This window comes from Methylophilus sp. Leaf414 (assembly GCF_001425425.1).
Classification (GTDB): domain Bacteria; phylum Pseudomonadota; class Gammaproteobacteria; order Burkholderiales; family Methylophilaceae; genus Methylophilus.
In genome coordinates, this window is the sequence record NZ_LMQQ01000002.1 from 440017 (window position 1) to 464788 (window position 24772).

Consider the following 24772-nt stretch of genomic DNA (forward strand, 5'->3'; position numbering starts at 1 on the left):
TAATGGTTCAGGGCACCACGTCGGATGCCGGTAAAAGTACGCTGGTGGCCGGATTGTGCCGCGTATTGTACCGCAGCGGGGTTGCTGTCGTCCCTTTCAAGCCGCAAAACATGGCGCTGAATGCCGCGGTGACTGAAGACGGTGGCGAGATTGGCCGCGCACAGGCAGTGCAGGCGATGGCTGCCGGATTGCAGCCGCATACCGATATGAATCCGGTGCTGCTTAAACCTAATTCTGATACCGGTTGCCAGGTAATTATTCACGGCCGGGTGCAGGGTAACCAGGAAGCGAGCACTTACCACGAATATAAAAAAGTCGCCATGCAGGCAGTGCTGCAATCTTATCAGCGATTAAAGCAGCAATATGATTTTGTCATGGTGGAAGGGGCGGGTAGCCCGGCAGAAATCAACTTGCGCGCCAACGATATTGCCAATATGGGATTTGCCGAAGCGGTGGATTGCCCGGTGATCCTGGTGGCGGATATTGATAAAGGCGGTGTATTTGCGCACCTGGTCGGCACCCTGGCTTTATTGTCAGGGAGCGAGCAGGCCAGGGTCGCTGGTTTTGTGATTAATAAATTCCGTGGTGACATTGCTTTGCTGCAACCGGGGCTGGATTGGCTGGAGCAACGCACCGGTAAACCGGTGATAGGTGTGTTGCCTTACATGCATGATTTGCATCTGGAAGCGGAAGATGCGGTTGCCAGTAGCAACGCTAGAAAAACGGATATTCAGCTCACCATTATCGTGCCGGTGCTGCCACATATCGCCAACCATACCGACTTTGATGCGCTGCGTTTGCACCCACAAGTAGATTTGAAATTCGTTCGATTGAATGAGCCGGTACCTGCTGCCGATTTAATTATTCTGCCCGGCAGCAAAAATGTGCGTGGCGATTTGGCCGCGCTGCGTGAGCATGGCTGGGAGCCTGTCATCGCAAGGCATTTGCGTTATGGCGGAAAGCTGCTGGGGATTTGCGGTGGTTTCCAGATGCTTGGCCTGCAATTGCATGACCCGTTGGCGCTCGAGGGCGAGGCGGGCAGCAGCGCCGGTCTCGGCTGGTTGAAAATGCAAACCACGCTGGAAGCACACAAGCAGCTAAAACAGATTTCCGGAAAATTGACCTTCGGCGATGCGCAAGTGCAAGGCTATGAAATTCATATGGGCGTGAGTATTGGGTCAGCTTTAGAGCGGCCCGTACATCTGATCAGCAATCAGGCTGAAGGTGCGATCTCAGAAGATGGCCAGATAGCGGGAAGTTATATCCATGGCCTGTTTGACCATCCGCAGGCCTGTGCGGCCTGGTTGCAGTGGGCAGGATTATCGAATCAGGTCGATTACGACTATACGCAATTACGCGAACAAAGCCTGGAGCGGTTGGCAGACAGTTTGTGTGAAAACCTCAACTGGGCTGCACTTGCCCCGTTTTTGCCTGCAGGCTTCGTGCCGAATTAACCGGCAACCACGTTAATGGTCTGCTCAAACGCCTGCACAACTTGGCCGGCGCGGATCTTGGCGGTTTTCCGGCGCTCGATCTGGCCATCCACTGAAATCAAGCCTTCGGCTACCATAGACTTGCCCTGGCCACCGCTGTCGGCCACACCTTCCAGTTTCAGCAAATCACAGAGCGCAATATATTCACCTTTGAGTTGAAAAGTCGTGGTTGTCATAAGGATGTTTCCCGGTGTGAGTGAGTAAAGAGATTAAGTTAAGGCTTTTTCGGTGCTTCTGCCGGTAAATTTACTTCCAGCGTCAACGAAGCATTCTGGCTTTCCCACAGATTTTCGTTCAACTGGTGATGGACGGTCACAAACAGGAAATTCAACCCTGCTTTTGTGGGTTTAAAAGTGAACTCACCTTGCTGGTTTGCATGAATGTTGGACTCCCGCACATTATCGAGGTCGTAAAGATCTTCAACCCGGTGCTTGATAAAGTGTTCGTTATCAGTGACCACGATAATACGTGCGTTACTGACCGGTTTGCCATCTTCCAAAATGCGGAATGAACCCTCAATACCTGGTACCAGGCCATTTGGCGAAGTTAATGGAATAATTTCCAGGCCTTTGTTAAATGGTTTTGCCTGGTATTTCTGTTGACCCTTGAAAATATACGTATCTGCATAGCTGTAATAATTCATGGTTGTTGGCTTGCCGGTAACGCGTTTCATATCCGCTGCAAAATACAGTTTTTTATCTGCCGTCTCTACTGCTTTGTAGATCGGGCCTACCCGTTGGCCTGTACTGATACGGTAAGTGCCTTCTTCTTTTAATTCCGGCTCCAGATATACCGCTGCCTTGGTTTTGGCGATTGGCCTGATGGCTGTGGAAACGCCATCAGGGCCGGTAATGGTGAAGTTTGGCGAATCCATGGCAAAGTCTGCCTGGAAAGGGAACTCGGTAAACGCAGATTCTATGGTCAGGCGATGATGCGTGACATTGAACTGGTTAGGCTTTAAAAATGGCACATGTGCTTCGGCGGTGAGTGCTGCCAGTATTGTGAGCAGCGCGCTGGTCAGCAGAGAGAACTTTTTCATGAATTTTCCTTTATGGTTATTTGAGTTTTAAAGGCAGGCCTGCCGCAACGAAACTGACCTGGTTGGCGATGGCAGCAATATCCTGGTTTAAGCGGCCCTGTTCATCCTGGAACTGGCGGTTGATTTCACCCAGCGGCACAATACCCATGCCGACTTCGTTGCTGACTAACAATACTTGTGCCTGTAGCTGGGGCAAAGCCGCCAGCAACGCCTGCTTTTCCGCCTGCCAATCCAGCCGCTCCGGTTTGTCGCAATCCGGGCAAATGCATTGCGCCAGCCACAAGGTCAGGCAATCGACAATCAGGCAGGTTTCCGGCGCATCGTTATCCAGCAGTGTCTGGCCCAGGTTAAATGGCACTTCCACCAGGGCCCAATAGGGCGGCCGGCGCTCTTTGTGATGCGCCACCCTTTTGGCAAATTCATCGTCATAAACCTGCGCGGTGGCGATATAGGTAACCGGTAATTCCAGCGCAGAAGCCAAACGTTCTGCATAAGCACTCTTGCCGCTGCGCGCACCACCCAGAATCAAATGTGTACTCATAACAACCTCCCGGTTTGCTGTTGCCAGTGTTCAATAATGTTTTGCAACTGCACCAGTCCCTCAGTAAACAGGGCGGGCCCCGGTTGCAGGATATCCACTGATTTGATTTCATACAAATGGCCGTGCTGAACCGCGGGTATGGTTTGCCAACCTGTGCGGGCCTTCACCTTTTCCGGCTGGAATTTCTTGCCGCACCAGGAACCGATGATGATGTCCGGTTGCGCTGCGACCACCTGTTCTGCATTGACCTGGCGATCGCGTGCGTTGTGAAAACCGCTCAGCTCCGGAAAACAATCCTGCCCGCCAGCTGCGGTTATCAGCTCCGCTGCCCAGCGGATGCTGCACATCATGGGCTCATCCCACTCTTCAAAATAGATAGTTGGTTTGCGTGACCAGGTGGCAGCCCGGTTACGAGAGGCATCCAGCAACGCCTGATATTGCGTGACCAACATTTGTGCCTTATCGCTGGCGCCGACCAGGTCACCCACTGTCAGTATCATTTGCAAGGTTTCATCCAGGCTACGCTGGTTAAATACATGTACCTGGCAGCCGGCTTTGATCAGCGAGGCAGCAATGTCTGCCTGCAAGTTGGAAAAACAAAGCACCAGGTCAGGATCCAGCGCCAGAATCTTGTTGATATTGGCACTGATAAACCCGCTGATCTTTGGTTTTTCTTTTCTGGCGATTGCCGGACGGGTAGTGAAGCCTGAGATGCCAACAATGCGGTCCTGCTCACCCAGCAGATAGAGTACTTCTACCGTTTCCGTGGTCAGGCACACGATGCGTTGCGGCCAGTGACTCATGGCTGTTGCGTATCCTTATTCCAGCCATTTTCCATCAGCATCTCGGACAAAGGTTTTTCCGTTGCCCAACCTTCTTCCACCAGCATGGGTGATTTGTAAAAGGTATTCACATAACCCAGGCATAAAATAGCAACCGGTTTTGCATCATGTGGCATGCCCAGTAACGAAGCCAGCGCCTGCGGATCAAACAGGCTGACCCAGCCCATGCCTATGCCTTCGGCGCGCGCGGCCAGCCACAGGTTCTGGATCGCACAACTGACAGAAGCCAGGTCCATTTCCGGTAAGGTACGGCGGCCAAAAACGTATTTCTCACGCTGGTCACATAGTGTCGCGACCAGTAACTCTCCACAGTCGAGGATACCTTCTACTTTCAGCCGCATAAATTCGGCCATACGCGCCGTATTTTCAACTTCACCTATGGCTTGTGCGGTTTTCTTACGTTCTTCATCCACCAGTGTATGTATGCTTTTGCGGACCTCAACATCACTAATACGTATAAAGCGCCATGGTTGCATCAGTCCAACGCTGGGCGCATGGTGCGCCGCTTGCAATAGCTTCTGTAGTAACTCGGGCGCAATCGGCGCCGGCAAAAAATGCCGCATATCGCGCCGTTCGGCAATCACTTTGTAGATCGCCGCTTTATCGTTTTCAGAATAGGCAAAACTCATGGCAGGAAAAACTGCGCGGCCAATGCCGGGTTAGACGGGAAGTAAAAATGCAAAAAACTGGCGGTGATGTTTTGATCACGGTAGATCGCTTCGCCCTTGCCATATCGGCCTTTGCCATGGGCAATTGCCGGCAGGTCAGTCTCGAAACGCCCATAGTGAAAAGTATGTGCGCCTATGGTGCTGGTGCCATTTTCAATTGGCAAAGTCGCATGTTGCGTGCCCAGTCCTTGCCGTTTGCTTTCAATGTTGCCTTGACCTTTTAATAACCCAAAAACCGGCCGGCCATCCAGACTTTCGCCTAATGACAACATGCCACCACACTCTGCCAGCATGGGTATGCCAGCTGCCGCAGCCGCCTGCATGCTGTCGCGCATGCCGGTATTGTTTTCAATTTTTTCCAGATGCAATTCAGGGTAACCGCCAGGCAGCCAATAGGCATCTGCCACTGGTAATTGCACGTCTGTTAACGGCGAGAAGAATGTAATGCTTGCACCCAACGCTCGCAGCAGATCCAGGTTGGCCTGGTAGATAAAACAGAAGGCAGCATCTTTAGCGACGGCAATTGTTTTGCCTTGCAAAAGTAGCTCGTCAGAATCGTTTTCTGGCGCATCAAAACTCACCGTTGGCGGCAGCGGAATTTCTTGCCCCAATAATTGCGCGGCGGCTTCTATGCGCTGATCAATATCGTTGATTTCCTGTGCCAGATGCAAACCCAAATGGCGTTCGGGCAGGCTTAATTGATCGTTATATGGCATGGCACCTAGCCACGGAATATCGGCAGGTAATGCTTCTTTGATCATGCGTGCATGGCCTTCACTGCCTATCTGGTTCGCAATGACGCCTGCGCGTTGCAAGCCAAGGCGGAATGCATACAAGCCATACGCGACCGCAGCGAACGTTTGTGCCATGGCTTTAGCGTTGACTACCAGCCCCACCGGGATGCCAAAACGCTCGGCGATATCGGCGCAGGAAGGGTTGCCGTCGTATAGGCCCATGACGCCTTCCAGCAGAATCACATCATTTTCCTGCGCGGCTTTATAAAGCAAACGATGCGCATCTTGTTCACCACACATCCCTAAGTCAAGGTTGTAAACCGGTTTGCCGGTGGCAACTTCGAGGATCATGCCGTCAATAAAATCCGGTCCGCATTTGAATGCCTGCACGCGTAAGCCGCGATTACGGTAAGCACGAGCCAATGCCGCTGTGGTCATGGTTTTACCTTGTCCCGACGCGGGTGCCGCCATCAGCATGGCATGGCAGGTTGCAGCTTGGGATTGCATTACAAATCTATTCCAGCCTGGGCTTTAACGCCTGCGCGCCAGGCATGCTTGACGTCCATCAGTTCGCTCACCGTATCGGCAGCGTTCCGTAATGCTTCTGAGGCGCCCCGGCCGGTGATGACCACATGCTGCATGGGCGGGCGGTTGGCAATGGCATCCAGTACCATTTGCTCATCCAGGTAGCCATATTTGAAGGTGTAGGTCAGTTCGTCGAGAACCACTAATTGAATCGCCGGATCTTGCAGCATGCCAGCGACAATTTGCCAGCCGCGCATAGCGGTGTCGGTATCACGCTGGCGGTCTTGCGTGTTCCAGGTAAAGCCTTCGCCCAGCACATGCCAGCTCACTAATGGATGTTCGCGGAAAAAGGCTTCTTCGCCGGTATCAGACCTGCCTTTGATGAATTGGGCGACACCGACACGCATGCCGTGGCCGAGTGAACGGGCAACCATGCCAAAGGCGGAAGAGCTTTTGCCTTTGCCATTACCGGTGAGGATCAGCAGCACGCCTTTCTCAACCTTGGCCTGCTCGATCTTTTCATCAATGACCGCCTTTTTTCTTATCATGCGCGCCTTGTGGCGGCTATCGCGGTCATTGGTTTCCGTCATATTTAAGACTTAAGCTTTTTCGTGAATAGAGCGTTTGGCCAGGCCAAATACTACGTGCGCAATCAAGGCAACTACTACCCAGAACGCAATGGCTTCCAGCTGTTTTGGATAGTATTTCACCAGGCGTGTGCCGAATTCCACCAGGGTTGGGTTGGCGTAACGGCCACCGAAGAAGTAGAAACCGCCGCTGGAAAACAATTCTGCAATAGCTGACGCCACCACAACCACACCTGCAAGTTTGAACAGGCTGCTGAATTCCCAGCTGGTATTGTCCGCCGTCCAGCGACCTGCCAGCCACATGGTGCCATAGGCTGGCAGCAAAAAGCCGTAAGCCGGTGTCACGCAGAAATTGCTGACGCCACCCCAGGTCACTGCCGCTAAATCAAGCCCAACACACAAAGCCAGCAGGGCAACGAACATAATGGTAGAACGCAGATAGTAGCCAGCAATGAAGAAAGCTGCATATGAAGCACTAGGCAGAAAATCGATTGAAGCGAAATGATGGCCGCGCGTGACGATGACCATCAGTGCAATGACCAATGCGATTGCCAGAGATTGAGTTGAAATTTTACGTGGCATGCCAACGACTCCCAAATTTTATTAAATTAACTAGGGGTGGATTTTAGCCCAATTCCATCTGGCTTGGTCAAAATCCAACCGTAGCAAACATTACTTCATGTCATAACTCAGGCTGACGAATACGTTGGTGCCCATGGTGTTGTAGTCCGGATTATTTGGCGATGCCAAGCTTCTCGTCGTTGCCAGAACATAATTCTTATCCAGGATGTTGTTAGCACGTGCCTGCAAGCGCCAATTGCTATTGACTTGATAAGCCAGCGTCGTATTCAATAAAGCATATCCGCCCAATGAAATCTGGTTAGCCGTGTCATTGTAGCGTTGGGAAGCGGCAGTCAATTCTGTTGACCAGTCCCAGGCGCCATTTCTGTATTGCAATACCAAATTGCCAAAACGCTGGGCACGCCTGATCAGCAGGTTGTCGGTGGCATCCGCGCGTGGGGATTGCACAGTCAGGTTGCCGGACAGGAACCAGTTTTCAGCCAAGGCGAGGCTACTCTCCACTGTGACACCCTGGATTTCAATTTTGCCGGCATTGACGGCACAGCCGTTGGTAAAGCCAGGCGGGCAATCAGCGCGTGGCGCATTCTGGATAAAATTGCGGATGTGGTTATCAAAGACAGTGATTTTCGTCTGTAACTGTTGGCCCTGGTAGCGCAGGCTGGCCTCGATATTGTCCGCTTTTTCTGAAGGCAGATTGGGATTGCCAAACGCATTGGCATACAGTTGGTTGAAGGTAGGCGCCCTGAAAGAAGAGCCATACTGTGTCGTGAATTGCCAGGCCGGTGAGAAAGCATAGCCATAGCCGATACCACCAGTCGTATAGTTGCCGAATTGGCTGTTATGGTCTTCTCGTAATGAAAGTTGAGTGCTGTGCGCGTCAAACTTGCCAACATAACCCAGTACGAAAGCGTCATTACTACGACTTCTCTCTAGCGTTCGCCTGCCGGTATTTTCGGTTAATACTTCTTGCTCAAGCCTGTCATAGGCAAATGTGAGTGTGCCATTCGATAATTTGTAATCATGTTGCCATGACAGCTGGTGTTGCTCTGTTTCAATGTTGCTATTGGTTGTTGCCGTGCCAACACTATATGACTGATCGCGGCCAATGCTATATTGCACTTTGCTGTTCCAGTTTTCAGTCAATGCATTTCTCAATGTCAGGCCATACCCTTGCTGGTAACGCTCTAGATAATTGCCTATAAAGGTACTGTCGTATTGGTTCCTGCCTTTGCTTTCCAGATAGTTCAAGCCTAGTGAATGGCCTGGCGCTAACTCGAGTTCTGCATATGCCGTACCACTGAAGTTGTTATATCCGTCGCGGTCTTGCTCAGCCACGGCAGGCGGCCGCTTTTTCGCACTGATACCCCGGGTATCGTAACTGCTGACCTGCGCACCAAATTTCAATGCTTGATAAGCCGTGTCAAAACCTGCGTTGCCACTATAAGAGTCGTAACTGCCTGCACCTGCACTGGCATATAAATGGGTGTTGTTACTTTTGCCACGCTTGGTGAAAATCTGGATCACGCCGCCAATCGCGTCTGAGCCATACAGACTGGAAGCTGGTCCGCGTAAAATTTCGATACGGTCTATCAATGCCAGCGGGATATTTTCAAACGCGGTGGTGCCGGTTGTGCCCGAGTTGATGCGTACGCCATCGACTAACACGATCAACTGGTTATCGTTGGTGCCACGTAACCCGATATTGCTGCTAGTCCCCATGCCGCCATTGGTATAGGTTTCTACGCCGGGCTGCAGTCTTAACAAATCTGCGATAGAGCCACCGCGTAGCCGGTTGATTTCTTCGCTATCAATCACGGTGATATCACCAGTGACGGTTTTGGTGGATTGCGAGTTCCTGCTGGCGGTGACCACGACTTCGTCCAGGTTTGGTGTTGGCAGCGTTTCTGCCGCAAAGGTGTTTATAGGCAGACTTACCATCAGCCCTAATAAAATTATCTTTTTCATAAATTTTCTGCTGCTTGTCCGTTAATTATTTTTGCTATCCATGTAATTCAGTAAGTCGCTTATTAAAAATCAGCCTTTATACCAACTCGCCACGTACGGACAAAATCTACTGGGTAAATCGCGTCATTAGCCACTTGTATCGAATTTTCATGTTTGAAAAGGTTATTAATAGCAGTAAAGATTGTGAAATGACGGTATTGATAATTAAGCGATATGTTAGTACTTGAGTAGATTGATTGCTTTTGACTCAGGTTATTAGCAAAATCCTGGTAAGCAAAAGCGCTGGAACGCCATGCATGATTCACATTTAGACTGGCGTTAGGATCAAATTTCCAGTTCAGATTTGCAATAAGGTTATGTTTGGGCACACCAGGCAAATCTTTACCATTAAAACTTCCGCTGCCATTGATTTCTCGATCAATTTTTGCTCGTACATAGTTGTAAAGCAAAGATGCCGTTAGGCCGGTATCGATTTGGAATGTATCTTGTAATTCAAGCCCGTATTTGTGTGACTGGTCTAAATTCGTATTGGTAAAAACACCGGGGACAACGTAAATCTCATTATCCAAATCTGAATAAAATGTGGATATTTTCATTCGATTTCTATCCGTTACAAAATTCAAACCAAGGTTGGTCGTTTTTGTACGCATAGGCTTGATGAAGCCGTTAAAACTTGTGACGCCCGTAAAAAAGTTAGTGGTAAAAAAACGATCTATATCTGGTGCTTGGTAAGCGTGGTTGTGGTTGGCAAATATGGAGATTCCAGAATTAATCCGGTAGTTTGCACCAATGTCCCATGCACTCAGATGCTCACTGTCTGCCAGTGAGTCACCCACATTCGGTCTGAATTGATAGGATACTTTTTCCGTGCGTGCACCTGAAGACAATGTTAAATTTTCCAGTAGCCTGTATTCCAGACTTGCGAACAACGCACGATTATTTTTTGTTGTGGAGTTATCGCTGGCTTTTCTTTCTCCGTCGTTGATCTGGATGCCTGTGATCGCACTGACTTGAGCATCGTCATAGCGTAAATCTAGGACGCTTGCTTCCTGATCATAATGAAATTTGCTATTGAAATTGTAAAACTCAGACAGCTTATCTTCACGGTAATGACTAGCGGTGACATGCCAAGATGGTGAAAGATCAATCTCTGTTCCAATTTGCCAGCGGTCACTATCAAGAGCCTGATGGGTGTAATCCATCGGATTGCCCAAGAAGTTAAGGCCCACGTTACGAGGGCTATCTTTGAATTGGGCTTTGGTTAATGATGGAGCATAGCGGATATCATTCCGAGTACTAGTGGCTTCGGCAAAAATGCGAAACGACTCCATTGGCTTGATTTTTACACGTGCATTCTGGGTGTTGCTGGTAAATTCATCCCGATATCCGGATGGATCCTTTTTGCCGAATCCATCATGGCTGTCATGAGAAAGGTTTGCTGATAGCTCCAGTTTCTCTTCGTTTAATCCAGCCGTGGCATAGTGGCTCTGCTGGCCAAAGTTTCCCCAGCTAGTAGAGGCTGTGATGCCAGTTTTTGCTTTGGTGTAAATTTGAATCGCACCAGCTGTTGCACCATCCCCATATAAGACAGAACCACTACCCTTGCTGATTTCAATACGCTCGATATTGCTTAATGGAATGCCCGCCAGTAGCTGTGAACTGCTATCGATATTATTAAGGCGTTGACCGTTAAGAGTGATGACGACATTTTGGGCACCATTTTCGCTACCAAAGCCACGCAAGTTGATTGACGGAGTGGCTTTGTTGCCAAAGCTGGATAAGATATTCAGCGAACTTTGTTGAGCCAAAAAATCATACAGTGTACTGGCACCAGAAGACTCGATTTGCTTGGCAGTATGAATTTCAGAGCTGTAGGTGGTGTCTGTATCTTTACGTTCAAAGCCAGATGATCTGACGGTGACATCATCCAGTTGGAGATCTTCAGCGAATGCAGGTGTGGTTAAAAGCGTGGCAATGACGCTAAATAAAAACTTCTTTTTCATTATCTTATCCCTGTGTCATATGCGACCCCGCATATGGGTTATTGGGCAATACTTAGGGATAAGGGACAATGAATCTGGATTTGCTATGGTTAGCAAAAAGAGAAATACACTATCAGACACCGTCACCCCGCGGTATTGCAAATGGTTGGTTGTGAGGCCGGTCTCCGGGCTTGCAAGTTTTGATCTATCGCCTTCCCGGGTTTGACCCAGTGGCATGTTGATAGACCCGCACTTACTTACCGTTGCGGGGGCAGCACAGGCATTGCGAATGTGAATTCACGCACCTGTTTCCCAGTTTCACTCTTGGCTGCAAGAACACAGCGTCGAGCACCTGACAACTGGCGCCTATTCTAGTAGAAAGTGTCTGTTTTAGCTAGAAAACCATGGTTGTGTAGCGAAGTTTAAATTGTTAAATTACTTTGAAAAACTACGCTTAGCTATTGACCACAATCATTTTTTTCATTGATAATGACTCAATGGATGCTGATCTGAAAAGTTTGGAAGAGCGTGTGGCGAAGTTAATTGCGCTGTGCAATCAATTGCGTGAGGATAATGGTCAGTTACGCCAGGAGGTCTCAAAATTGCATCAGGAGTCGCAATCCCTCAAGCTGAATATGACGCAAGCCAGCGTGCAATTGGAAAAATTGTTGTCTGCATTACCACAGGAAGGTCAATAAACGATGGCGAAACAACCAATCGATATTGAAATTATGGGTCGTGCATTTAGTGTGACATGCACGGATGAAGAGCGCGATGTCATCGTGCAGGCAGTGGGTTACCTGGATGGTAAAATGCGTGAAATACGCGATGCGGGCAAGATGGTCAGTGTGGAGCGAATTGCGATTATGGCGGCACTGAATATCACGCACGAGTTATTGAATACCCGAAGTGCAGGTGTGGATGTGGGCGATGTGAAAAAACGCATTAGCACCATGCAGCAGCAAATGGATGAGGTGCTATCCAGCCAGAATAAATTGCTGTAATCCCCTGAACTTCACAAAATATTCACCGTCATTGATAGTAAATGGCGTATCATTTTTTAACCACATAGTTTTACTTCGGCTTAAATTTAATCCGCTGTACTTTTAATCTGGTGTGTTAAGGCGTTGCCTGAGTCTAAAATTCCTTGAACTAGTCTTTGTTATAGGTTTCGGCTCATCAGGTGCTGTGCGATCGCACTAAGTTGGGAGGTCTTTTAAGACTCCCTTGGCGTGTGAACCTAATGTACCTTAGGCTGTTACCACCTGAACTTTTTGGTTCAGGATCAAGGCTCAGGTAACCCCTTAGCACATCATTTTCAATGACTACGCTATCTTAAGGCGTGGTACATCAAGTCAGCCAGACTGACGACTTCCAGGCAACTTTCATCGCAAGACTCCAAGACTACCGGTGGCGCGTAGCCTGCTTCGCTGGCTTGTAACCAGCGGCCTGCGCACAGACACCAGCGATCGCCAGCCTGCAATCCGGGAAAGTCATAATCCGGCAGAGGGGTTGATAAGTCGTTACCCTGGGCTTTGGAATACGCCAGAAACTCATCTGTCATTTCTGCACAAACCGTGTGTCTGCCTAAATCTTCCGGATGAAACCCGCAGCAGCCATCCCGCATAAAGCCGGTGACAGGGTGTGTGCTGCAAGGAATAAGCAAGGTGCCGAGGACGTTTTTAGCCATGATATCTATGTGTGGTCACTCTTTGGGAGTGGAGTAGCTTTCGGTTTGTGAGCGTTGGGGTTTATGATACTAGGGTTTATGATACTGGCATTTTGCACATTTAGAAGAAGGTTTTAAGCAATGGCACGTTACTGGCTGATGAAGTCCGAACCCTCGGATGTTTCTATTGATGATTTAGCGGGGTTCCCAAACCAGAGCGTTGACTGGTATGGGGTGCGCAATTACCAGGCGCGTAATTTCATGCGAGACCAGATGAAAGTCGGTGATGGCGTATTGTTTTACCACTCTAATTGTGAGGTGCCTGGCATTGCCGGCATCTGTGAAGTGAGTACGCTGGCTTATCCGGACAAGTTCCAGTTTGTAAAAGGGCACAAGTATTTTGACCCTAAATCTACTCCGGAAAACCCGCGTTGGGTCAATGTGGATGTGAAGCTTGTGCGTAAAACCCGCTTGCTGAGCCTGAAAGAATTGCGCGAAATCCCCGAGCTTTCTAATATGAGAATATTGCAAAAAGGGAACCGATTGTCGATTACGCCAGTCGATCCCAGGGAGTGGGCATTAATCACGAAATTGATTAGCGCATGAAGCCTTGCCTGGAGGCGTTACGCATGTTTATATTTTCATTCGCTTAGGTCATGAAAACACAGCGCAAAAAAGCGGTGTTGTATATCCTTGTTTCAGGGTTCCTCATTGCTTTTATTGGTGCTTTATTGTTTCTGTGGATTTATTTTTCCAGCATGCGCGAAATGCACCAGACCACGCGCAATCTTTACGAAAAGCCGTTTGCGGTTTCAAATGCGGCGCTTGAACTCAAAGCTGCTTTATATCAAATCCGCAGTAGCTTGTTATATGCAACGCTGATCAAGGCGGATGCGAGTGATGTGGCTGCCACTATCACGTTTATCGAAAAGCACGAGCGGTTGGCGGAAGAAAAGATTGCCGTGATGCAGCACAGCTATTCCGGTGACCCGCAACAAGTCATCAATCTCCGTCAAAAGTGGCAGGCACTCAACCAGGTACGTGACCAGATTTTGCAAAAACTGGAAGATGCCAAATTTTCTGAAGCCAACCGCTTGATTGAAACTGACTGGACTAGCCGCTTTGCAGAAGTGGCCCGGTTGAATGAGTCCATCCTTGGCTTTGCTAATCAGCGTGCCACTCAATATGTGAATGAAAGCCAACAACGGCTGCAGCGGCATACCAAAGCGGGTTTGATATACGCCGGGTTATTACTGTCCCTATTTTTGCTGGTCAGTGTATTTGTTGTGTCGCGCATCTACCGCTTGCATATCGAGGCAGACAAATTTGCATTTACCGACTTTTTAACCGGCATCGCCAATCGCCGGCATTTCATGCATGAGCTGGAATCCGAAATCAGACGCAGTCAGCGTTACGAAGCCCCATTTTCGTTCGCGATGGTGGATATTGATCATTTCAAAAAAATAAATGACAAACACGGCCATTATGCCGGTGATGTGGTGTTGCAGAATTTTTGCCTGCGGTGTGTGAATGCGCTACGTACCAGCGATATGGTGGGCAGGCTGGGTGGCGAAGAGTTCGGTATCCTGATGCCGATGACGGATTTACATGAAGCTACGCGCGTGATTGAGCGTCTGCGCTCAGAAATCGACCATAGCGTGTTGATTGAAAATGGCGAAAAAATCCATTACACCGCTTCATTCGGCCTCGTTTCGACCTCACAGCTGAATGACCAGCAAGGTTTGTCACATATGATGCGCATGGCTGATGCTGCGCTGTATTCTGCCAAGCAACAAGGCCGAAACCGCGTTTTTATTGCTAATCATTGATCCGTGTATGCGTTAACGCATTCCATCTATTTCACTTGCCCGCATGAGGCAAATATTTCTCTCCTATACTCAATTCGTTTTCGCTTCATGATGTTTTGAGCGATGTCTGTGCATACACCTTTTTAGTGCACTTTAATGGTGCGTTAGCGGGATTGCAGGTCTCAGGCATATTGTGATTTTTGAGTAGATCTCTGATATTGAATCTCTTTATTTGTAAATACTAATCTGCTTAACTGTTTGATTGTTAATAACTTTATTTGATTATCTTACTATTTAAATAGTGCTCGATTTGTGTGCGCGTTGGGTTGGAATGCATCTTGCTGAAATGTAATTAAAGGCTTTCCAACGATACACCAACTTGCGGTAACAGATTGGAGCATTACATGACAAAGTTTTTGATTGGTTTACTGGTAGGGTGCTTTGCCGCACCGTTGATGGCAGAACCTTCTGACGCGTTAATGCAGTCGTTAAACAGTCGGGTACTGCGCATTCAAGTGGGACTGACCAATGGTCAGTTTGGCTTGGGTTCAGGAGTTGTGGTTGCCGACAATCAAGTGGTGACTAACTGTCATGTGGTCGCTAACGCCAGCAGCATCAGCGTGTTAAGTGGTGGTGCGGTTTATCATGCAGTGGGCGTCAAGCCAGACTGGGAGCATGATGTTTGCATGCTGCAAATGGATGACCTGCCTCTCACACCAGTCGCCATGAAATCCAGCCGTGAATTGAAATATGAGCAACCGGTATTCACCATTGGCTACCCAAGTTTTGTGCCGGCACCTGTCACTACCAAAGGTGTGGTGAAAGGTTTATTCACCATGGATGACTCAGTGATTGTGCGTGCTACCAGCACTTTTAAACAAGGTGCAAGCGGCGGTGGTTTGTTTGATGAGTCCGGCACACTGGTTGGCTTGATCACACTGAAGAGCCCTGGCAAAGATGCGTATTATTACTATATGTCGATTGACTGGGTGCAAGCATTGTTAACTAAACCTGCGGGTCCTATATTAGTGAAAAGCGAGTTGCCATTCTGGGGTAAACCGGCAGCGCAATGGCCTAGCTTTATGAAAGTGGTGTTTCCTTACCTGCATAAAGACTGGAACGGCTTGAAAACAGTAGCGGCTGAATGGGTGAAACAAGAGCCTGCCAATACAGAAGCCTGGTTTTACCTGGCAGCTGCAGAGTACGAAACACGTGATCTAACGCTCGCTGAGCAACATTTGCACCGTGTCGTGAGCATGAACGACCAGCATAGCCAGGCTTTCTATTATCTTGGCCTGATTGCTGAAGCCAATGGTAAACACAGCGAAGCATTGGCAAGTGTAGAGACGCTTAACCAGCTGGATGCAGAAAAAGCAGCAGAACTGACCGTCGCCATGAAAACATTGCCATAACCTACATGCGGGTATAGTGGAAAGTCAGTTGCTCATATAGGCAAATAAAAAGCGCCTCATGGGCGCTTTATTATTTGGCAGTTGTTTAGTTAAACAACTTGCAAATCCAGTTCTTCAACATGGTAGTAATGCTCGTCATCCCAGACTGTGAAGTCTTGCGCGGTCACCACTGCCTCCTGAAAGTGATAAAAGGTCGCGATGCAATGATTCTCTTCGTCCATGACCTGGTACATTGACATAATTTCCCGCCTTTCCGTAATGGTTGAATGACTATAAATACTGCAGTTGACACATCATGCCATAGTGACAGGTAAATGATTTTATTAAGAAAAGCGGTCTATTGGCCTCAATTTACAATCATGCGCATGACTGGCGTAAATAAAACAGCCAAACAAACATTTGAAGCGTAATTGCGCAGTTGTTTTGATAATGAAAAAAGGTGGTCTTTTGTAAAATATGGCGGTTGGCGTATAATCACGCCTTCTGAGGAACGCTGCGAGAGTTTCATACTCCCAGGCTCAGAGTGATAGCTGCGAAGCTTCTCAACTGCGTTCACTTTTCACTGTGCGAGCACGGAAAAAAGGTGAACAAAACGTTTCCACCGGTTCTAAGAACCTTCCCTGCTCAGTTTTCATTTTTTTAGGACTTCAAACATGAATACTGTAGCTGATTTCAAAGATTATATTGTCGCCGATATGAACCTGGCTGGCTGGGGCCGTAAGGAAATTGCCATTGCCGAAACCGAAATGCCGGGCTTGATGGCCATTCGCGAAGAATATGCCGCTGTGCAACCGTTGCGTGGCGCACGCATTACCGGTTCTTTGCATATGACCATCCAGACCGCAGTACTGATCGAAACACTGAAGGATCTGGGCGCTGAAGTGCGCTGGGCTTCCTGCAATATTTTTTCTACCCAAGACCATGCGGCGGCTGCGATTGCTGCCACTGGCACCGCTGTGTTTGCCGTGAAAGGCGAAACGCTGGAAGAATACTGGGATTATACCCACCGCATTTTTGAGTGGGCTGACGGTGGTTACTCCAACATGATTCTGGATGACGGCGGTGATGCGACTTTGCTGTTGCACCTGGGCGCACGTGCAGAAAAAGATTTATCCGTGGTGGGCAACCCAACTTCTGAAGAAGAAGTCTGCTTGTTTAATGCGATTAAAGCCAAACTGAAGACAGACCCGACCTGGTATTCCGTTCGCCTGAAAGAAATCAAGGGTGTAACTGAAGAAACTACTACTGGTGTACACCGCCTGTACCAGATGCATAAAGACGGCAAGCTGGCTTTCCCGGCAATTAATGTCAATGACTCGGTGACCAAATCCAAATTCGATAACCTTTACGGCTGTCGTGAATCATTGGTAGATGGTATCAAGCGTGCAACCGATGTGATGATTGCAGGCAAGATCGCTATCGTGGCTGGTTATGGTGATGTGGGTAAAGGCTCTGCGCAAGCACTGCGTGCTTTGTCTGCACAAGTTTGGGTGACTGAAATCGACCCGATCTGCGCTTTACAGGCAGCGATGGAAGGTTACCGTGTGGTCACTATGGATTATGCCGCTGAACACGGCGATATTTTCGTGACCGCGACCGGTAACTACCACGTGATCACCCACGACCATATGGCGAAAATGAAAGATCAGGCGATTGTCTGCAACATCGGTCACTTTGATAATGAAATTGACGTGGCCGGTATTGAGAAATACCAATGGGACGAAATCAAGCCGCAAGTCGACCATGTGATTTTCCCGGATGGCAAACGCATCATCCTGCTGGCTAAAGGCCGCCTGGTAAACCTGGGTTGCGGAACCGGACACCCTAGCTATGTCATGAGCTCCAGCTTTGCCAACCAGACCATTGCGCAAATCGAGTTGTTCACGCAAACCAGCAACTATCCGGTAGGCGTGTATACCTTGCCTAAACATCTGGATGAAAAAGTGGCTATCCTGCAATTGAAAAAACTCAATGCACAGCTAACTGTACTTACCGATGCGCAAGCGGCCTATATCGGCGTGAGCAAGAGTGGCCCTTACAAGCCTGATCACTACAGATACTAAGCTTCTATACTTAAGCCGAAACCTCGGTCAGGTGTCCTGGCCGAGGTTTCGGTGTACACTCTTCCTCAATCTAATGACGACAGGGGAGTGAAATGTTTAAGTTGCTGATTGTGTGGGTATTGAACGCATTGGCGTTAATGGCGGTGGCTTACCTGGTGCCTGGCATCCATGTGGCGAATTTTACAGCTGCACTAATAGCTGCTTTGGTGATTGGCCTGGTCAATATATTGATTAAACCGTTGCTGGTGCTGCTTACCTTGCCGATTACTTTGTTAACACTGGGCTTGTTTATTCTGGTGATTAACGGGGTGCTGTTCTGGCTAGTCGGCAATTATCTGCAAGGATTTTCGGTCAGCTCCATCCTGATTGGTGTAATTGGTGCCTTGGTCTACAGTTTGATTTCCGGGGTGCTCAGTTCGATTATCCCTGATAGTGATTAACTGGCTAAGAAGGCTGGTTTCCGCATCCATTTTTGTGAGTGCGGGCTTGCCATAAATAAAGATTAAACACGTGAATAATAAAACTTCTTTCAGCTTTGAGTTTTTTCCGCCAAAAACGGCGGAGGGAATGACTAACTTGCGTCTCGCGCGCGCGGAATTAGCTAAATTTTCCCCTGAATTCTTCTCGGTGACGTTTGGTGCGGGTGGTTCAACCCGTGACCGCACTATGGAGACCGTGCTGGAAATTCAGGCAGAGGGCTATGGCGCCGCACCACACATTTCCTGTATTTCTTCCAGCAAAGAGGAAATTCGCGAGTTGTTACAGACGTATCAATCCAAAGGCATTAAACGCCTGGTCACTTTGCGTGGAGATATTCCTTCCGGTGAAGTGAGTGCTGGCGACTTTAAATATGCGAATGAACTGGTGAGTTTTATCCGTGCCGAAACGGCTGACTGGTTTCATCTCGAAGTCGCGGCCTATCCTGAATTCCATCCTGAAGCGAGCTCTGCTCAAAAAGACCTGGATAATTTCAAACGTAAAATTGATGCCGGTGCTGATTCAGCAATTACGCAATATTTCTACAATGTGGATGCTTATTTCCGCTTTGTTGAGTTGGCGCACACGCAGGGTATTACAGCCCCTATCATTCCTGGCGTGATGCCTATTTATAACTACACACAGTTGGCGCGTTTTTCTAATGTGTGTGGCGCTGAAATTCCACGCTGGTTACGATTGCGCCTTGAGGCGTATGGCGATGATATGGCTTCATTACGCGCCTTCGGCGTTGATGTGGTGACTGATATTTGTGCCAAGCTTTCTCATGCGGGAGTGGATAAAATGCATTTTTATACCTTGAACCAGGCGGGCATTATTGGGCAGATTATCCGGCAACTTTAAGTTGGGGCTGAATAAATAAAAAGCGCGATTAAATCGCGCTTTTTTTGTAGCCAAATATTACGTTATTGCAACGACAGACCTTTCGGATTAAATAACGCATCTTCAACAAACAGGTAATCCTGTTTACGGCTTTCATCCCACAGCACCATCATGGTGATCCAGCGGATATCTTCCATGCTTAAGGTTTCCTGTGGCAACACCATGCAGCGGTCAATAATCAGGTCACGCTCATAGGCGGTGATGATGTCACTTTTCTCTAATAGACAGAGAAAGTTCAGACTCTCATCATTAATTTTATCGCGTTCCATCTCGCAGAAAATACGCAGGGCAGAAGGATTCTGCAAATATTGCGGATGCGCAACCGAGCGGCGCAGGTCTTTGACCCAGTCTACCGCGTGCAGAATATCCTGGTGGTTAAATCCTGCCTGGGACAATTCATAGGCCATGATGGCTTCGTCGGTTTCTTTCAACTCAAACGCATCATGTTTGTCCCAATAGTTTTGATAAATAAATATCAATACTTCCAACATGCATATCTCCTCAACATGCTACTTCAATACTAGCGCTACCTTGTGAGATTAAGCCAGTCTCTGGAATTGCCCGTTCGCAAGATGGCTGACTAAACCTTCTAATTCAAGTAGTGTAAGCATGGTGGAAACTTCTCCGGGCGTCAAGCCTGAGCGGGCTGCGATCTGCTCGGCGAAGATAGGGTCAAACCCCATGCAGGCCAATACAGGGCTTGCTTCAGAGGGTAGATTAGTCCAATTGGGTATTAGCCCGTTTGGGCTATCAGCCAGGCTGGCATTTGGCAGGCGGATATGACGTAACTCACTGAGGATATCGTCGGTGGACTCCACCAGTTTTGCACCTTGTTTAATCAAGGCATGACAGCCCTTAGACACCGGAGAATGGATGGAACCGGGAATCGCAAATACTTCACGTCCCTGTTCAATCGCCAGTTTCGCGGTAATCAGGGATCCGCTATCGACATTTGCTTCAACCACAAGGCAGCCTTCAGATAAGCCACTGATAATACGATTACGTCTGGGGAAATTGTAATTGATCGAAGGCGTACCTAATGCATATTCCGACAGCAGCAGGCCATGCTGGGCGATCTGATGCGCGAGTGCTTTGTGTTTCGCCGGATAGACAATATCGAGGCCGGTGCCGACTACCGCAATGGTTGCACCATCTGCTTTCAGGGCGCCACGATGGGCAGCGCCATCAATCCCCAGCGCCAGTCCACTGACCACGGCTAACCCCGCGCGGCATAAGCTCTCGGCAAAGTTTTCGGCAGTTGTTTCTCCTTGCGCGGTAGCATGCCGGCTCCCCACAATCGCCATGGCCGGCCGTTTGAGTATCTGCAAGTTGCCTTTGGCATACAGTAGCGGCGGTGGCTGGTCGGTTTCCAGTAAACGTCTTGGGTAGTGCAGGTCGGCCAGGGTGATCAGGTGATTATCAGGTTGCTCCAGCCAGTCCAGCGCTTTGGCAATATCTGCATGCTCCATCGCGCGCTGGATACGCTCTGCGACATCTTTGCTGACAGTGTCGCGTAGCTCGGCGTATGACGCTGCCAGAATCGCTTCCGGCGATTTCAACAGCAGTAATAGCTGGCACAACATGGTATTGCCGAGCCCGGCAACCAGGCTAAGCGCTATCCACGGTGCATATTGTTCGCGAGAAGAGCTGCTCAAGCTTGCGTTTTCGATGTAAGTGTTTTCCATGTAGGAATCTTACGGTGTTTGAACGATATCTTCCACATGTACGGGTTGAGAAGCTTGCATCACCAATGCGTAAGACAGTTTGGGGAAGGTTTTGAACACCATGACCAGTCCCACTGGCTCATTCGGTAATTGCAAGGTCACCGGATGTTCAGGATCTGACCCCGGGTCTATCATGCTGGTGCCTTTGCGCAGGATAGACAGCACGTGCCCACGTTCCAGGCCATCGTTTGCGCCACGGTTAAGCACCACCACACGGCCGGAGCCGGTTTCGTTAATACCATTGCTGATACGGGCAATCTGGCCATGCAACTGGTTGTCCGGTGCATGCGGTATAAAGGTCTGGGTTAACTCATCTTCAACAGCGATCAGTTTGTCTTTAACGGCGATTTCTTCTTTCACCTGGCTGATATTCAGGGTTGCAGGTTGACCCAGGCGTAGCAGATTGGCTTCACCGAGATAATGCGCTTCAATACCGAGGATTTCACCATTTTCGGGATCCTTAACCGGTTCACCTTCACGGTAAATGGCCCAGACCGGTTGCGGTGTTTGTGGCAATCCCTGCACATAAATATGTGTACCGGGGCTCAGGATTTCTCGTTCTTCTTCCGCGGCAATAATTCTAGGCGCATTTTTCAGCTCATCTGCGGAAACCAGCATAGGCTTAGTCAAAAAAGGCAGTATAGCGTTTGGCTGTATGGTCGGAATAGCATCGGCCTTGATCGGTGTCACAATGACGCCAGGCTCCAGTTTGACAGATTCGCGAATCAACCTCAGTACCGGTTTGCCGCTGCTGGTGTCCAGCACGATTACATCTCCCGGGTAGATCCAGTGCGGATTTTTGATATGGTCACGGTTGATCTGCCATATCTGTGGCCACTGCCAGGGATTCTTGAGGAACTTGGCAGAAATATCCCATAAAGTATCGCCTTTAACCACCACGTGGCGGTCCGGGTGTTGCGAACGTAGGGTAATTTCCTCTGCAAAAGCGTACAAGCTGCTACAAGCCAGGGCAAGCGAGGTTATAATTTGAACAATTTTGGTCATGTGACGTCTCTGTAATATGCAGTGCTGACGTTATGCAGCATGCATGGCGCGTGTTAATGCGCAATGTCGACCAATCTAGCATGGGTTTAAAGTTATTATCAAGATGAAAAAACGGGCGTTTTGCCTTGTATTCATTTAAGAAACGCCAAAATAAGTGTATAGCGGTGAAGTGCAAGGTCACTGTAGTTTTACCACTCGCTAACACAGACCCTTAAAACGTTTCGTAAACACTTTGGATTGAAAGATTTATAGAGCATGGCACTCCTCCCTATTTTGCAATATCCTGATCCCCGCTTGCACACGGTTGCCAAGCCGGTAAAGGTATTTGATCATGCTTTGCAGAAGCTGGTCGCAGATATGGCCGAAACAATGTATGACGCGCCTGGCATCGGTTTGGCTGCCACCCAGGTTGACCAGCATATCCAGTTGATTGTGATTGACCTGAGCAAGGAAAAAAATGATCTGCTGGTGCTGGTCAACCCGAGGATTATTGCTGAATCCGGCCATCAGGATTATGAAGAAGGTTGCCTGTCCGTGCCCGGCATTTATGAAAGTGTTACGCGCGCGGAATTCATTACCGTGGAAGCAGAAGATGCGCAAGGCAAGACCTTTAAACTGGATGCGGATGGTTTGCTGAGTGTATGTATCCAGCACGAAATGGATCACCTGAAGGGCAAGGTGTTTGTGGAATATCTCTCTCCCCTGAAACGCAATCGAATTCGCAGCAAAATGATCAAGCATGCGCGTGAGATTGAGCGCAACAGCTATTAAGTCACGGGGTTAAACCATGCGAATTATTTATGCCGGGACTCCGGAATTTGCCGTGCCTGCCTTGCAGGGACTCATTAACGCCGGGCATGATATTGTCATGGTGCTCACCCAGCCGGATCGTCCTTCAGGGCGCGGCATGCAACTTAAGGCCAGCCCGGTCAAGCAACTGGCTTTAAAACATGGATTGACTGTATTCCAGCCGGAAAATCTGAAACCTTCAGAGGTGCAGGATCAAATTGCCACAACCCATGCCGATGTGTTGATTGTGGCCGCTTATGGCCTGATTATCCCCACTGCTGTCCTCAATATTCCCAAGCGTGGCTGTTATAACATTCATGGCTCACTGCTGCCACGCTGGCGCGGGGCGGCACCTATCCATCGCGCTATTCTGGCAGGCGATAGTGAAACCGGTGTCACTATTATGGAAGTAGTGCCCAAGCTGGATGCAGGCAATATGGTCAGTAAGTGGGCCGTGCCGATCACTGAGCAAGACACCACACAGACTTTGCATGATGCCATCAGCCGGGAAGGCGCGCGCCTGATGATAGAGGCAATGCATACGCTGCAAACAACCGGCCAACTGCCTTCAGAAGTGCAAGATGAATCGCTGGTGACTTATGCGCACAAACTTGAAAAATCTGAATCGGCCATCGATTGGACACAATCTGCCATTCAGCTTTCTAGGCAGGTGCGGGCGTTCAATCCTTTTCCGGTTGCCACGGCCAAATTCAAAGAGCAGGTATGCAAAATCTGGTTTGCGCAAGTTGCCCAACATGCAGTCGAGCTTGATTTAGCGCAACCGGCAGGCACCATTTTACAGGTTCAGCCTTTAATAGTTGCCTGTGGAGATGGAGCCTTGGAGATACATGAACTGCAAATGCCGGGCGGCAAACGCCAGTCTGCACAGCAGTTCGTGCAGGGGCAGCACGTGCATATTGGTGACAGGTTTTTATAAATGTCTTTATATGTTGAATCCATACAAAATGTGCGGATGTCACGGTGATTTCATAAGAGATCATTAGCATTGAAAAAACCGTTAGCGACCCCATGTTGGTGAAGAGTAATCATGGAATGAAGGAATTTGGAATGTTAGGTAATTGGACTAAAACCTTTGTGCTGATGGCAGCGATTACAGCCTTGTTTGTGGCTGTGGGCGGTGCTTTTGGTGGCCAAAGCGGTATGCTGATGGCTCTGTTGCTGGCAGGCGGCATGAATTTTTATGCTTACTGGTTCAGCGACCAGGCTGTGCTCAAAATGTATGGTGCCGTAGAAATCAACGCCGAGAACAATTACGGAAACAACCAGTTCAATAACTATTACAACATGGTCAAAGAACTGGCGGAACGCGCGCAATTGCCGATGCCACGTGTATTTGTCATTAACGAAAGCCAGCCAAATGCATTTGCTACCGGGCGTAACCCGGAAAATGCGGCAGTGGCTGCCACCACCGGCATTATGCAGATCCTTAGCGAACGCGAATTGCGTGGCGTGATGGCGCATGAACTAGCGCACGTGAAAAACCGCGATACCCTGATTTCTACCATGTCAGCCACCGTGGCTGGTGCGATTTCAGCGATTGCCCAATTCGGTATGCTGTTTGGTGGTGGTCATAGGGAAGGTGAAGAAAGACCTAACCCTATGCTGGGTATTTTGATGATTATCATGGCGCCGCTGGCCGCGAGTTTGATCCAGATGGCAATATCACGCTCGCGTGAATATGAAGCCGACCGTATGGGTGCGGATATCAGCCGTGATCCGAAAGCCCTGGCGAGTGCATTGGAGAAAATCCATAATTATGCGCACAAGATTCCTAACATGACTGCTGAGCAACACCCTGAAACCGGTCAGATGATGATTATTAACCCGTTATCAGGGGCTCACTTTTCCGGTTTGTTCAGTACCCATCCCAAAACAGAAGAGCGTGTTCGCCGTTTAATGTCGCTGGCTAACCAGTACTAAAATAAAAGTAAAGCTGTTGTTAAAAG

At 48.9% G+C, this 24772-nt stretch carries 27 protein-coding genes and 2 riboswitches; of the genes, 12 read left to right on the forward strand and 15 right to left on the reverse strand.

The genetic code is table 11. From position 1 onward, the window contains the following. The first annotated feature begins 2 nt into the window (after positions 1-2). A complete protein-coding gene (locus ASG24_RS06380) occupies positions 3-1454 on the forward strand; it encodes a cobyric acid synthase (RefSeq protein ID WP_055868937.1) in 1452 nt (483 codons plus the stop codon). On the opposite strand, the gene ASG24_RS06385 is transcribed toward ASG24_RS06380, so the two are convergent. From ASG24_RS06385 to ASG24_RS06430, 10 genes are all read right to left on the reverse strand, one after another. After that, on the reverse strand, positions 1451-1669 hold the full coding sequence (locus ASG24_RS06385) for an RNA-binding S4 domain-containing protein (protein ID WP_055830208.1): 219 nt from the start codon (positions 1667-1669) through the stop codon (positions 1451-1453). The genes ASG24_RS06380 and ASG24_RS06385 overlap by 4 nt on opposite strands. Before the next feature lie 38 nt (positions 1670-1707). Further along, positions 1708-2532, reverse strand: coding sequence for a DUF4198 domain-containing protein (locus ASG24_RS06390; RefSeq protein WP_055868938.1), 825 nt, complete (start codon positions 2530-2532; stop codon positions 1708-1710). A gap of 16 nt (positions 2533-2548) precedes the next feature. After that, complete coding sequence (cobU, locus tag ASG24_RS06395) at positions 2549-3073, reverse strand: bifunctional adenosylcobinamide kinase/adenosylcobinamide-phosphate guanylyltransferase (RefSeq protein WP_055868939.1); 525 nt, start codon at positions 3071-3073, stop codon at positions 2549-2551. Continuing rightward, positions 3070-3876, reverse strand: a complete 807-nt coding sequence (locus ASG24_RS06400; RefSeq protein ID WP_055868940.1) for a cobalamin-binding protein — start codon at positions 3874-3876, stop codon at positions 3070-3072. The genes cobU and ASG24_RS06400 overlap by 4 nt, the downstream gene beginning before the upstream one ends. Next, positions 3873-4544 carry a 5,6-dimethylbenzimidazole synthase gene (bluB, locus tag ASG24_RS06405; protein WP_055868941.1) on the reverse strand — a complete coding sequence of 224 codons (672 nt, stop codon included), beginning with the start codon at positions 4542-4544 and terminating at the stop codon, positions 3873-3875. Before bluB ends, ASG24_RS06400 begins: the two co-directional genes overlap by 4 nt. Continuing rightward, positions 4541-5824: a cobyrinate a,c-diamide synthase gene (locus ASG24_RS06410; protein ID WP_055868942.1), complete on the reverse strand. Its 1284-nt coding sequence runs from the start codon at positions 5822-5824 to the stop codon at positions 4541-4543. The genes bluB and ASG24_RS06410 overlap by 4 nt, the downstream gene beginning before the upstream one ends. Beyond that, positions 5824-6432, reverse strand: a complete 609-nt coding sequence (gene cobO / locus ASG24_RS06415) for a cob(I)yrinic acid a,c-diamide adenosyltransferase (protein WP_055868943.1) — start codon at positions 6430-6432, stop codon at positions 5824-5826. The genes ASG24_RS06410 and cobO overlap by 1 nt, the downstream gene beginning before the upstream one ends. Before the next feature lie 9 nt (positions 6433-6441). Beyond that, positions 6442-7011: a hypothetical protein gene (locus tag ASG24_RS06420; protein ID WP_055868944.1), complete on the reverse strand. Its 570-nt coding sequence runs from the start codon at positions 7009-7011 to the stop codon at positions 6442-6444. A gap of 90 nt (positions 7012-7101) precedes the next feature. Continuing rightward, on the reverse strand, positions 7102-8976 hold the full coding sequence (locus ASG24_RS06425) for a TonB-dependent receptor domain-containing protein (RefSeq protein WP_055868945.1): 1875 nt from the start codon (positions 8974-8976) through the stop codon (positions 7102-7104). Between the two features lie 62 nt (positions 8977-9038). Beyond that, complete coding sequence (locus ASG24_RS06430) at positions 9039-10979, reverse strand: TonB-dependent receptor (protein ID WP_055868946.1); 1941 nt, start codon at positions 10977-10979, stop codon at positions 9039-9041. A 137-nt stretch (positions 10980-11116) separates the two neighbouring features. After that, positions 11117-11329: riboswitch (cobalamin riboswitch) on the reverse strand. Positions 11330-11455: 126 nt separating this feature from the next. Here ASG24_RS06430 and ASG24_RS06435 point away from each other — a divergent pair. Beyond that, on the forward strand, positions 11456-11656 hold the full coding sequence (locus ASG24_RS06435) for a hypothetical protein (RefSeq protein ID WP_229008024.1): 201 nt from the start codon (positions 11456-11458) through the stop codon (positions 11654-11656). Between the two features lie 3 nt (positions 11657-11659). Beyond that, the gene (locus tag ASG24_RS06440; protein ID WP_055830187.1) at positions 11660-11962 is read left to right on the forward strand and encodes a cell division protein ZapA; all 303 of its coding nucleotides are present in this window, start codon (positions 11660-11662) and stop codon (positions 11960-11962) included. A 326-nt stretch (positions 11963-12288) separates the two neighbouring features. On the opposite strand, the gene ASG24_RS06445 is transcribed toward ASG24_RS06440, so the two are convergent. Then, the gene (locus ASG24_RS06445) at positions 12289-12648 is read right to left on the reverse strand and encodes a DUF2237 family protein (RefSeq protein WP_055830185.1); all 360 of its coding nucleotides are present in this window, start codon (positions 12646-12648) and stop codon (positions 12289-12291) included. A gap of 120 nt (positions 12649-12768) precedes the next feature. Here ASG24_RS06445 and ASG24_RS06450 point away from each other — a divergent pair, with 120 nt between their 5' ends. The 3 genes from ASG24_RS06450 to ASG24_RS06460 all read left to right on the forward strand — a co-directional run bounded on the left by ASG24_RS06450 (position 12769) and on the right by ASG24_RS06460 (position 15847). After that, the gene (locus tag ASG24_RS06450; RefSeq protein WP_055830183.1) at positions 12769-13233 is read left to right on the forward strand and encodes an EVE domain-containing protein; all 465 of its coding nucleotides are present in this window, start codon (positions 12769-12771) and stop codon (positions 13231-13233) included. 50 nt (positions 13234-13283) lie between these two features. Further along, positions 13284-14456 (forward strand): diguanylate cyclase, encoded by a 1173-nt coding sequence (locus ASG24_RS06455; protein WP_055868947.1) that lies wholly within the window; start codon positions 13284-13286, stop codon positions 14454-14456. A 383-nt stretch (positions 14457-14839) separates the two neighbouring features. Beyond that, positions 14840-15847, forward strand: coding sequence for a serine protease (locus ASG24_RS06460; protein ID WP_229008021.1), 1008 nt, complete (start codon positions 14840-14842; stop codon positions 15845-15847). A gap of 89 nt (positions 15848-15936) precedes the next feature. On the opposite strand, the gene ASG24_RS14640 is transcribed toward ASG24_RS06460, so the two are convergent. Then, positions 15937-16086: a hypothetical protein gene (locus ASG24_RS14640; protein WP_156376475.1), complete on the reverse strand. Its 150-nt coding sequence runs from the start codon at positions 16084-16086 to the stop codon at positions 15937-15939. Between the two features lie 240 nt (positions 16087-16326). Then, positions 16327-16408: riboswitch (S-adenosyl-L-homocysteine riboswitch) on the forward strand. Positions 16409-16500: 92 nt separating this feature from the next. Between ASG24_RS14640 and ahcY the strand changes: the two genes are divergently transcribed. The 3 genes from ahcY to metF all read left to right on the forward strand — a co-directional run bounded on the left by ahcY (position 16501) and on the right by metF (position 19248). Further along, positions 16501-17910, forward strand: coding sequence for an adenosylhomocysteinase (ahcY, locus tag ASG24_RS06465; RefSeq protein WP_055830179.1), 1410 nt, complete (start codon positions 16501-16503; stop codon positions 17908-17910). Positions 17911-18002: 92 nt separating this feature from the next. Further along, a complete protein-coding gene (locus ASG24_RS06470) occupies positions 18003-18350 on the forward strand; it encodes a phage holin family protein (protein WP_055830177.1) in 348 nt (115 codons plus the stop codon). Between the two features lie 70 nt (positions 18351-18420). Continuing rightward, entirely contained in the window at positions 18421-19248 is an 828-nt protein-coding gene (metF, locus tag ASG24_RS06475; protein ID WP_055868948.1) for a methylenetetrahydrofolate reductase [NAD(P)H], read from the forward strand. Between the two features lie 62 nt (positions 19249-19310). Here metF and ASG24_RS06480 read toward each other — a convergent pair whose 3' ends face one another. Genes ASG24_RS06480 through ASG24_RS06490 form a run of 3 tightly spaced genes read right to left on the reverse strand, consistent with a single transcriptional unit; the run spans position 19311 to position 22016 of the window. Beyond that, positions 19311-19778: a DUF494 family protein gene (locus ASG24_RS06480; protein WP_055868949.1), complete on the reverse strand. Its 468-nt coding sequence runs from the start codon at positions 19776-19778 to the stop codon at positions 19311-19313. A 48-nt stretch (positions 19779-19826) separates the two neighbouring features. Beyond that, a complete protein-coding gene (gene dprA, locus ASG24_RS06485; protein WP_055868950.1) occupies positions 19827-20972 on the reverse strand; it encodes a DNA-processing protein DprA in 1146 nt (381 codons plus the stop codon). Between the two features lie 9 nt (positions 20973-20981). Next, positions 20982-22016, reverse strand: coding sequence for a LysM peptidoglycan-binding domain-containing protein (locus ASG24_RS06490; protein ID WP_055868951.1), 1035 nt, complete (start codon positions 22014-22016; stop codon positions 20982-20984). Positions 22017-22271: 255 nt separating this feature from the next. Between ASG24_RS06490 and def the strand changes: the two genes are divergently transcribed. The 3 genes from def (at position 22272) to htpX (ending at position 24746) form a co-directional block, all read left to right on the forward strand. Beyond that, entirely contained in the window at positions 22272-22787 is a 516-nt protein-coding gene (gene def, locus ASG24_RS06495; protein WP_055830166.1) for a peptide deformylase, read from the forward strand. 16 nt (positions 22788-22803) lie between these two features. Continuing rightward, positions 22804-23742, forward strand: coding sequence for a methionyl-tRNA formyltransferase (gene fmt, locus ASG24_RS06500; protein WP_055868952.1), 939 nt, complete (start codon positions 22804-22806; stop codon positions 23740-23742). Positions 23743-23873: 131 nt separating this feature from the next. Further along, positions 23874-24746, forward strand: coding sequence for a zinc metalloprotease HtpX (htpX, locus tag ASG24_RS06505; RefSeq protein ID WP_055868953.1), 873 nt, complete (start codon positions 23874-23876; stop codon positions 24744-24746). The last annotated feature ends 26 nt before the right edge of the window (positions 24747-24772 follow it).

Bases quoted from the DNA above. Each gene is read 5' to 3' on its own strand.
- ASG24_RS06380 (WP_055868937.1), top strand. From the start codon at position 3: ATGGTTCAGGGCACCACGTCGGATGCCGGTAAAAGTACGCTGGTGGCC.
- ASG24_RS06385 (WP_055830208.1), bottom strand. From the start codon at position 1,669: ATGACAACCACGACTTTTCAACTCAAAGGTGAATATATTGCGCTCTGT.
- ASG24_RS06390 (WP_055868938.1), bottom strand. From the start codon at position 2,532: ATGAAAAAGTTCTCTCTGCTGACCAGCGCGCTGCTCACAATACTGGCA.
- cobU (WP_055868939.1), bottom strand. From the start codon at position 3,073: ATGAGTACACATTTGATTCTGGGTGGTGCGCGCAGCGGCAAGAGTGCT.
- ASG24_RS06400 (WP_055868940.1), bottom strand. From the start codon at position 3,876: ATGAGTCACTGGCCGCAACGCATCGTGTGCCTGACCACGGAAACGGTA.
- bluB (WP_055868941.1), bottom strand. From the start codon at position 4,544: ATGAGTTTTGCCTATTCTGAAAACGATAAAGCGGCGATCTACAAAGTG.
- ASG24_RS06410 (WP_055868942.1), bottom strand. From the start codon at position 5,824: ATGCAATCCCAAGCTGCAACCTGCCATGCCATGCTGATGGCGGCACCC.
- cobO (WP_055868943.1), bottom strand. From the start codon at position 6,432: ATGACGGAAACCAATGACCGCGATAGCCGCCACAAGGCGCGCATGATA.
- ASG24_RS06420 (WP_055868944.1), bottom strand. From the start codon at position 7,011: ATGCCACGTAAAATTTCAACTCAATCTCTGGCAATCGCATTGGTCATT.
- ASG24_RS06425 (WP_055868945.1), bottom strand. From the start codon at position 8,976: ATGAAAAAGATAATTTTATTAGGGCTGATGGTAAGTCTGCCTATAAAC.
- ASG24_RS06430 (WP_055868946.1), bottom strand. From the start codon at position 10,979: ATGAAAAAGAAGTTTTTATTTAGCGTCATTGCCACGCTTTTAACCACA.
- ASG24_RS06435 (WP_229008024.1), top strand. From the start codon at position 11,456: ATGGATGCTGATCTGAAAAGTTTGGAAGAGCGTGTGGCGAAGTTAATT.
- ASG24_RS06440 (WP_055830187.1), top strand. From the start codon at position 11,660: ATGGCGAAACAACCAATCGATATTGAAATTATGGGTCGTGCATTTAGT.
- ASG24_RS06445 (WP_055830185.1), bottom strand. From the start codon at position 12,648: ATGGCTAAAAACGTCCTCGGCACCTTGCTTATTCCTTGCAGCACACAC.
- ASG24_RS06450 (WP_055830183.1), top strand. From the start codon at position 12,769: ATGGCACGTTACTGGCTGATGAAGTCCGAACCCTCGGATGTTTCTATT.
- ASG24_RS06455 (WP_055868947.1), top strand. From the start codon at position 13,284: ATGAAAACACAGCGCAAAAAAGCGGTGTTGTATATCCTTGTTTCAGGG.
- ASG24_RS06460 (WP_229008021.1), top strand. From the start codon at position 14,840: ATGACAAAGTTTTTGATTGGTTTACTGGTAGGGTGCTTTGCCGCACCG.
- ASG24_RS14640 (WP_156376475.1), bottom strand. From the start codon at position 16,086: ATGTCAATGTACCAGGTCATGGACGAAGAGAATCATTGCATCGCGACC.
- ahcY (WP_055830179.1), top strand. From the start codon at position 16,501: ATGAATACTGTAGCTGATTTCAAAGATTATATTGTCGCCGATATGAAC.
- ASG24_RS06470 (WP_055830177.1), top strand. From the start codon at position 18,003: ATGTTTAAGTTGCTGATTGTGTGGGTATTGAACGCATTGGCGTTAATG.
- ASG24_RS06480 (WP_055868949.1), bottom strand. From the start codon at position 19,778: ATGTTGGAAGTATTGATATTTATTTATCAAAACTATTGGGACAAACAT.
- dprA (WP_055868950.1), bottom strand. From the start codon at position 20,972: ATGGAAAACACTTACATCGAAAACGCAAGCTTGAGCAGCTCTTCTCGC.
- ASG24_RS06490 (WP_055868951.1), bottom strand. From the start codon at position 22,016: ATGACCAAAATTGTTCAAATTATAACCTCGCTTGCCCTGGCTTGTAGC.
- def (WP_055830166.1), top strand. From the start codon at position 22,272: ATGGCACTCCTCCCTATTTTGCAATATCCTGATCCCCGCTTGCACACG.
- fmt (WP_055868952.1), top strand. From the start codon at position 22,804: ATGCGAATTATTTATGCCGGGACTCCGGAATTTGCCGTGCCTGCCTTG.
- htpX (WP_055868953.1), top strand. From the start codon at position 23,874: ATGTTAGGTAATTGGACTAAAACCTTTGTGCTGATGGCAGCGATTACA.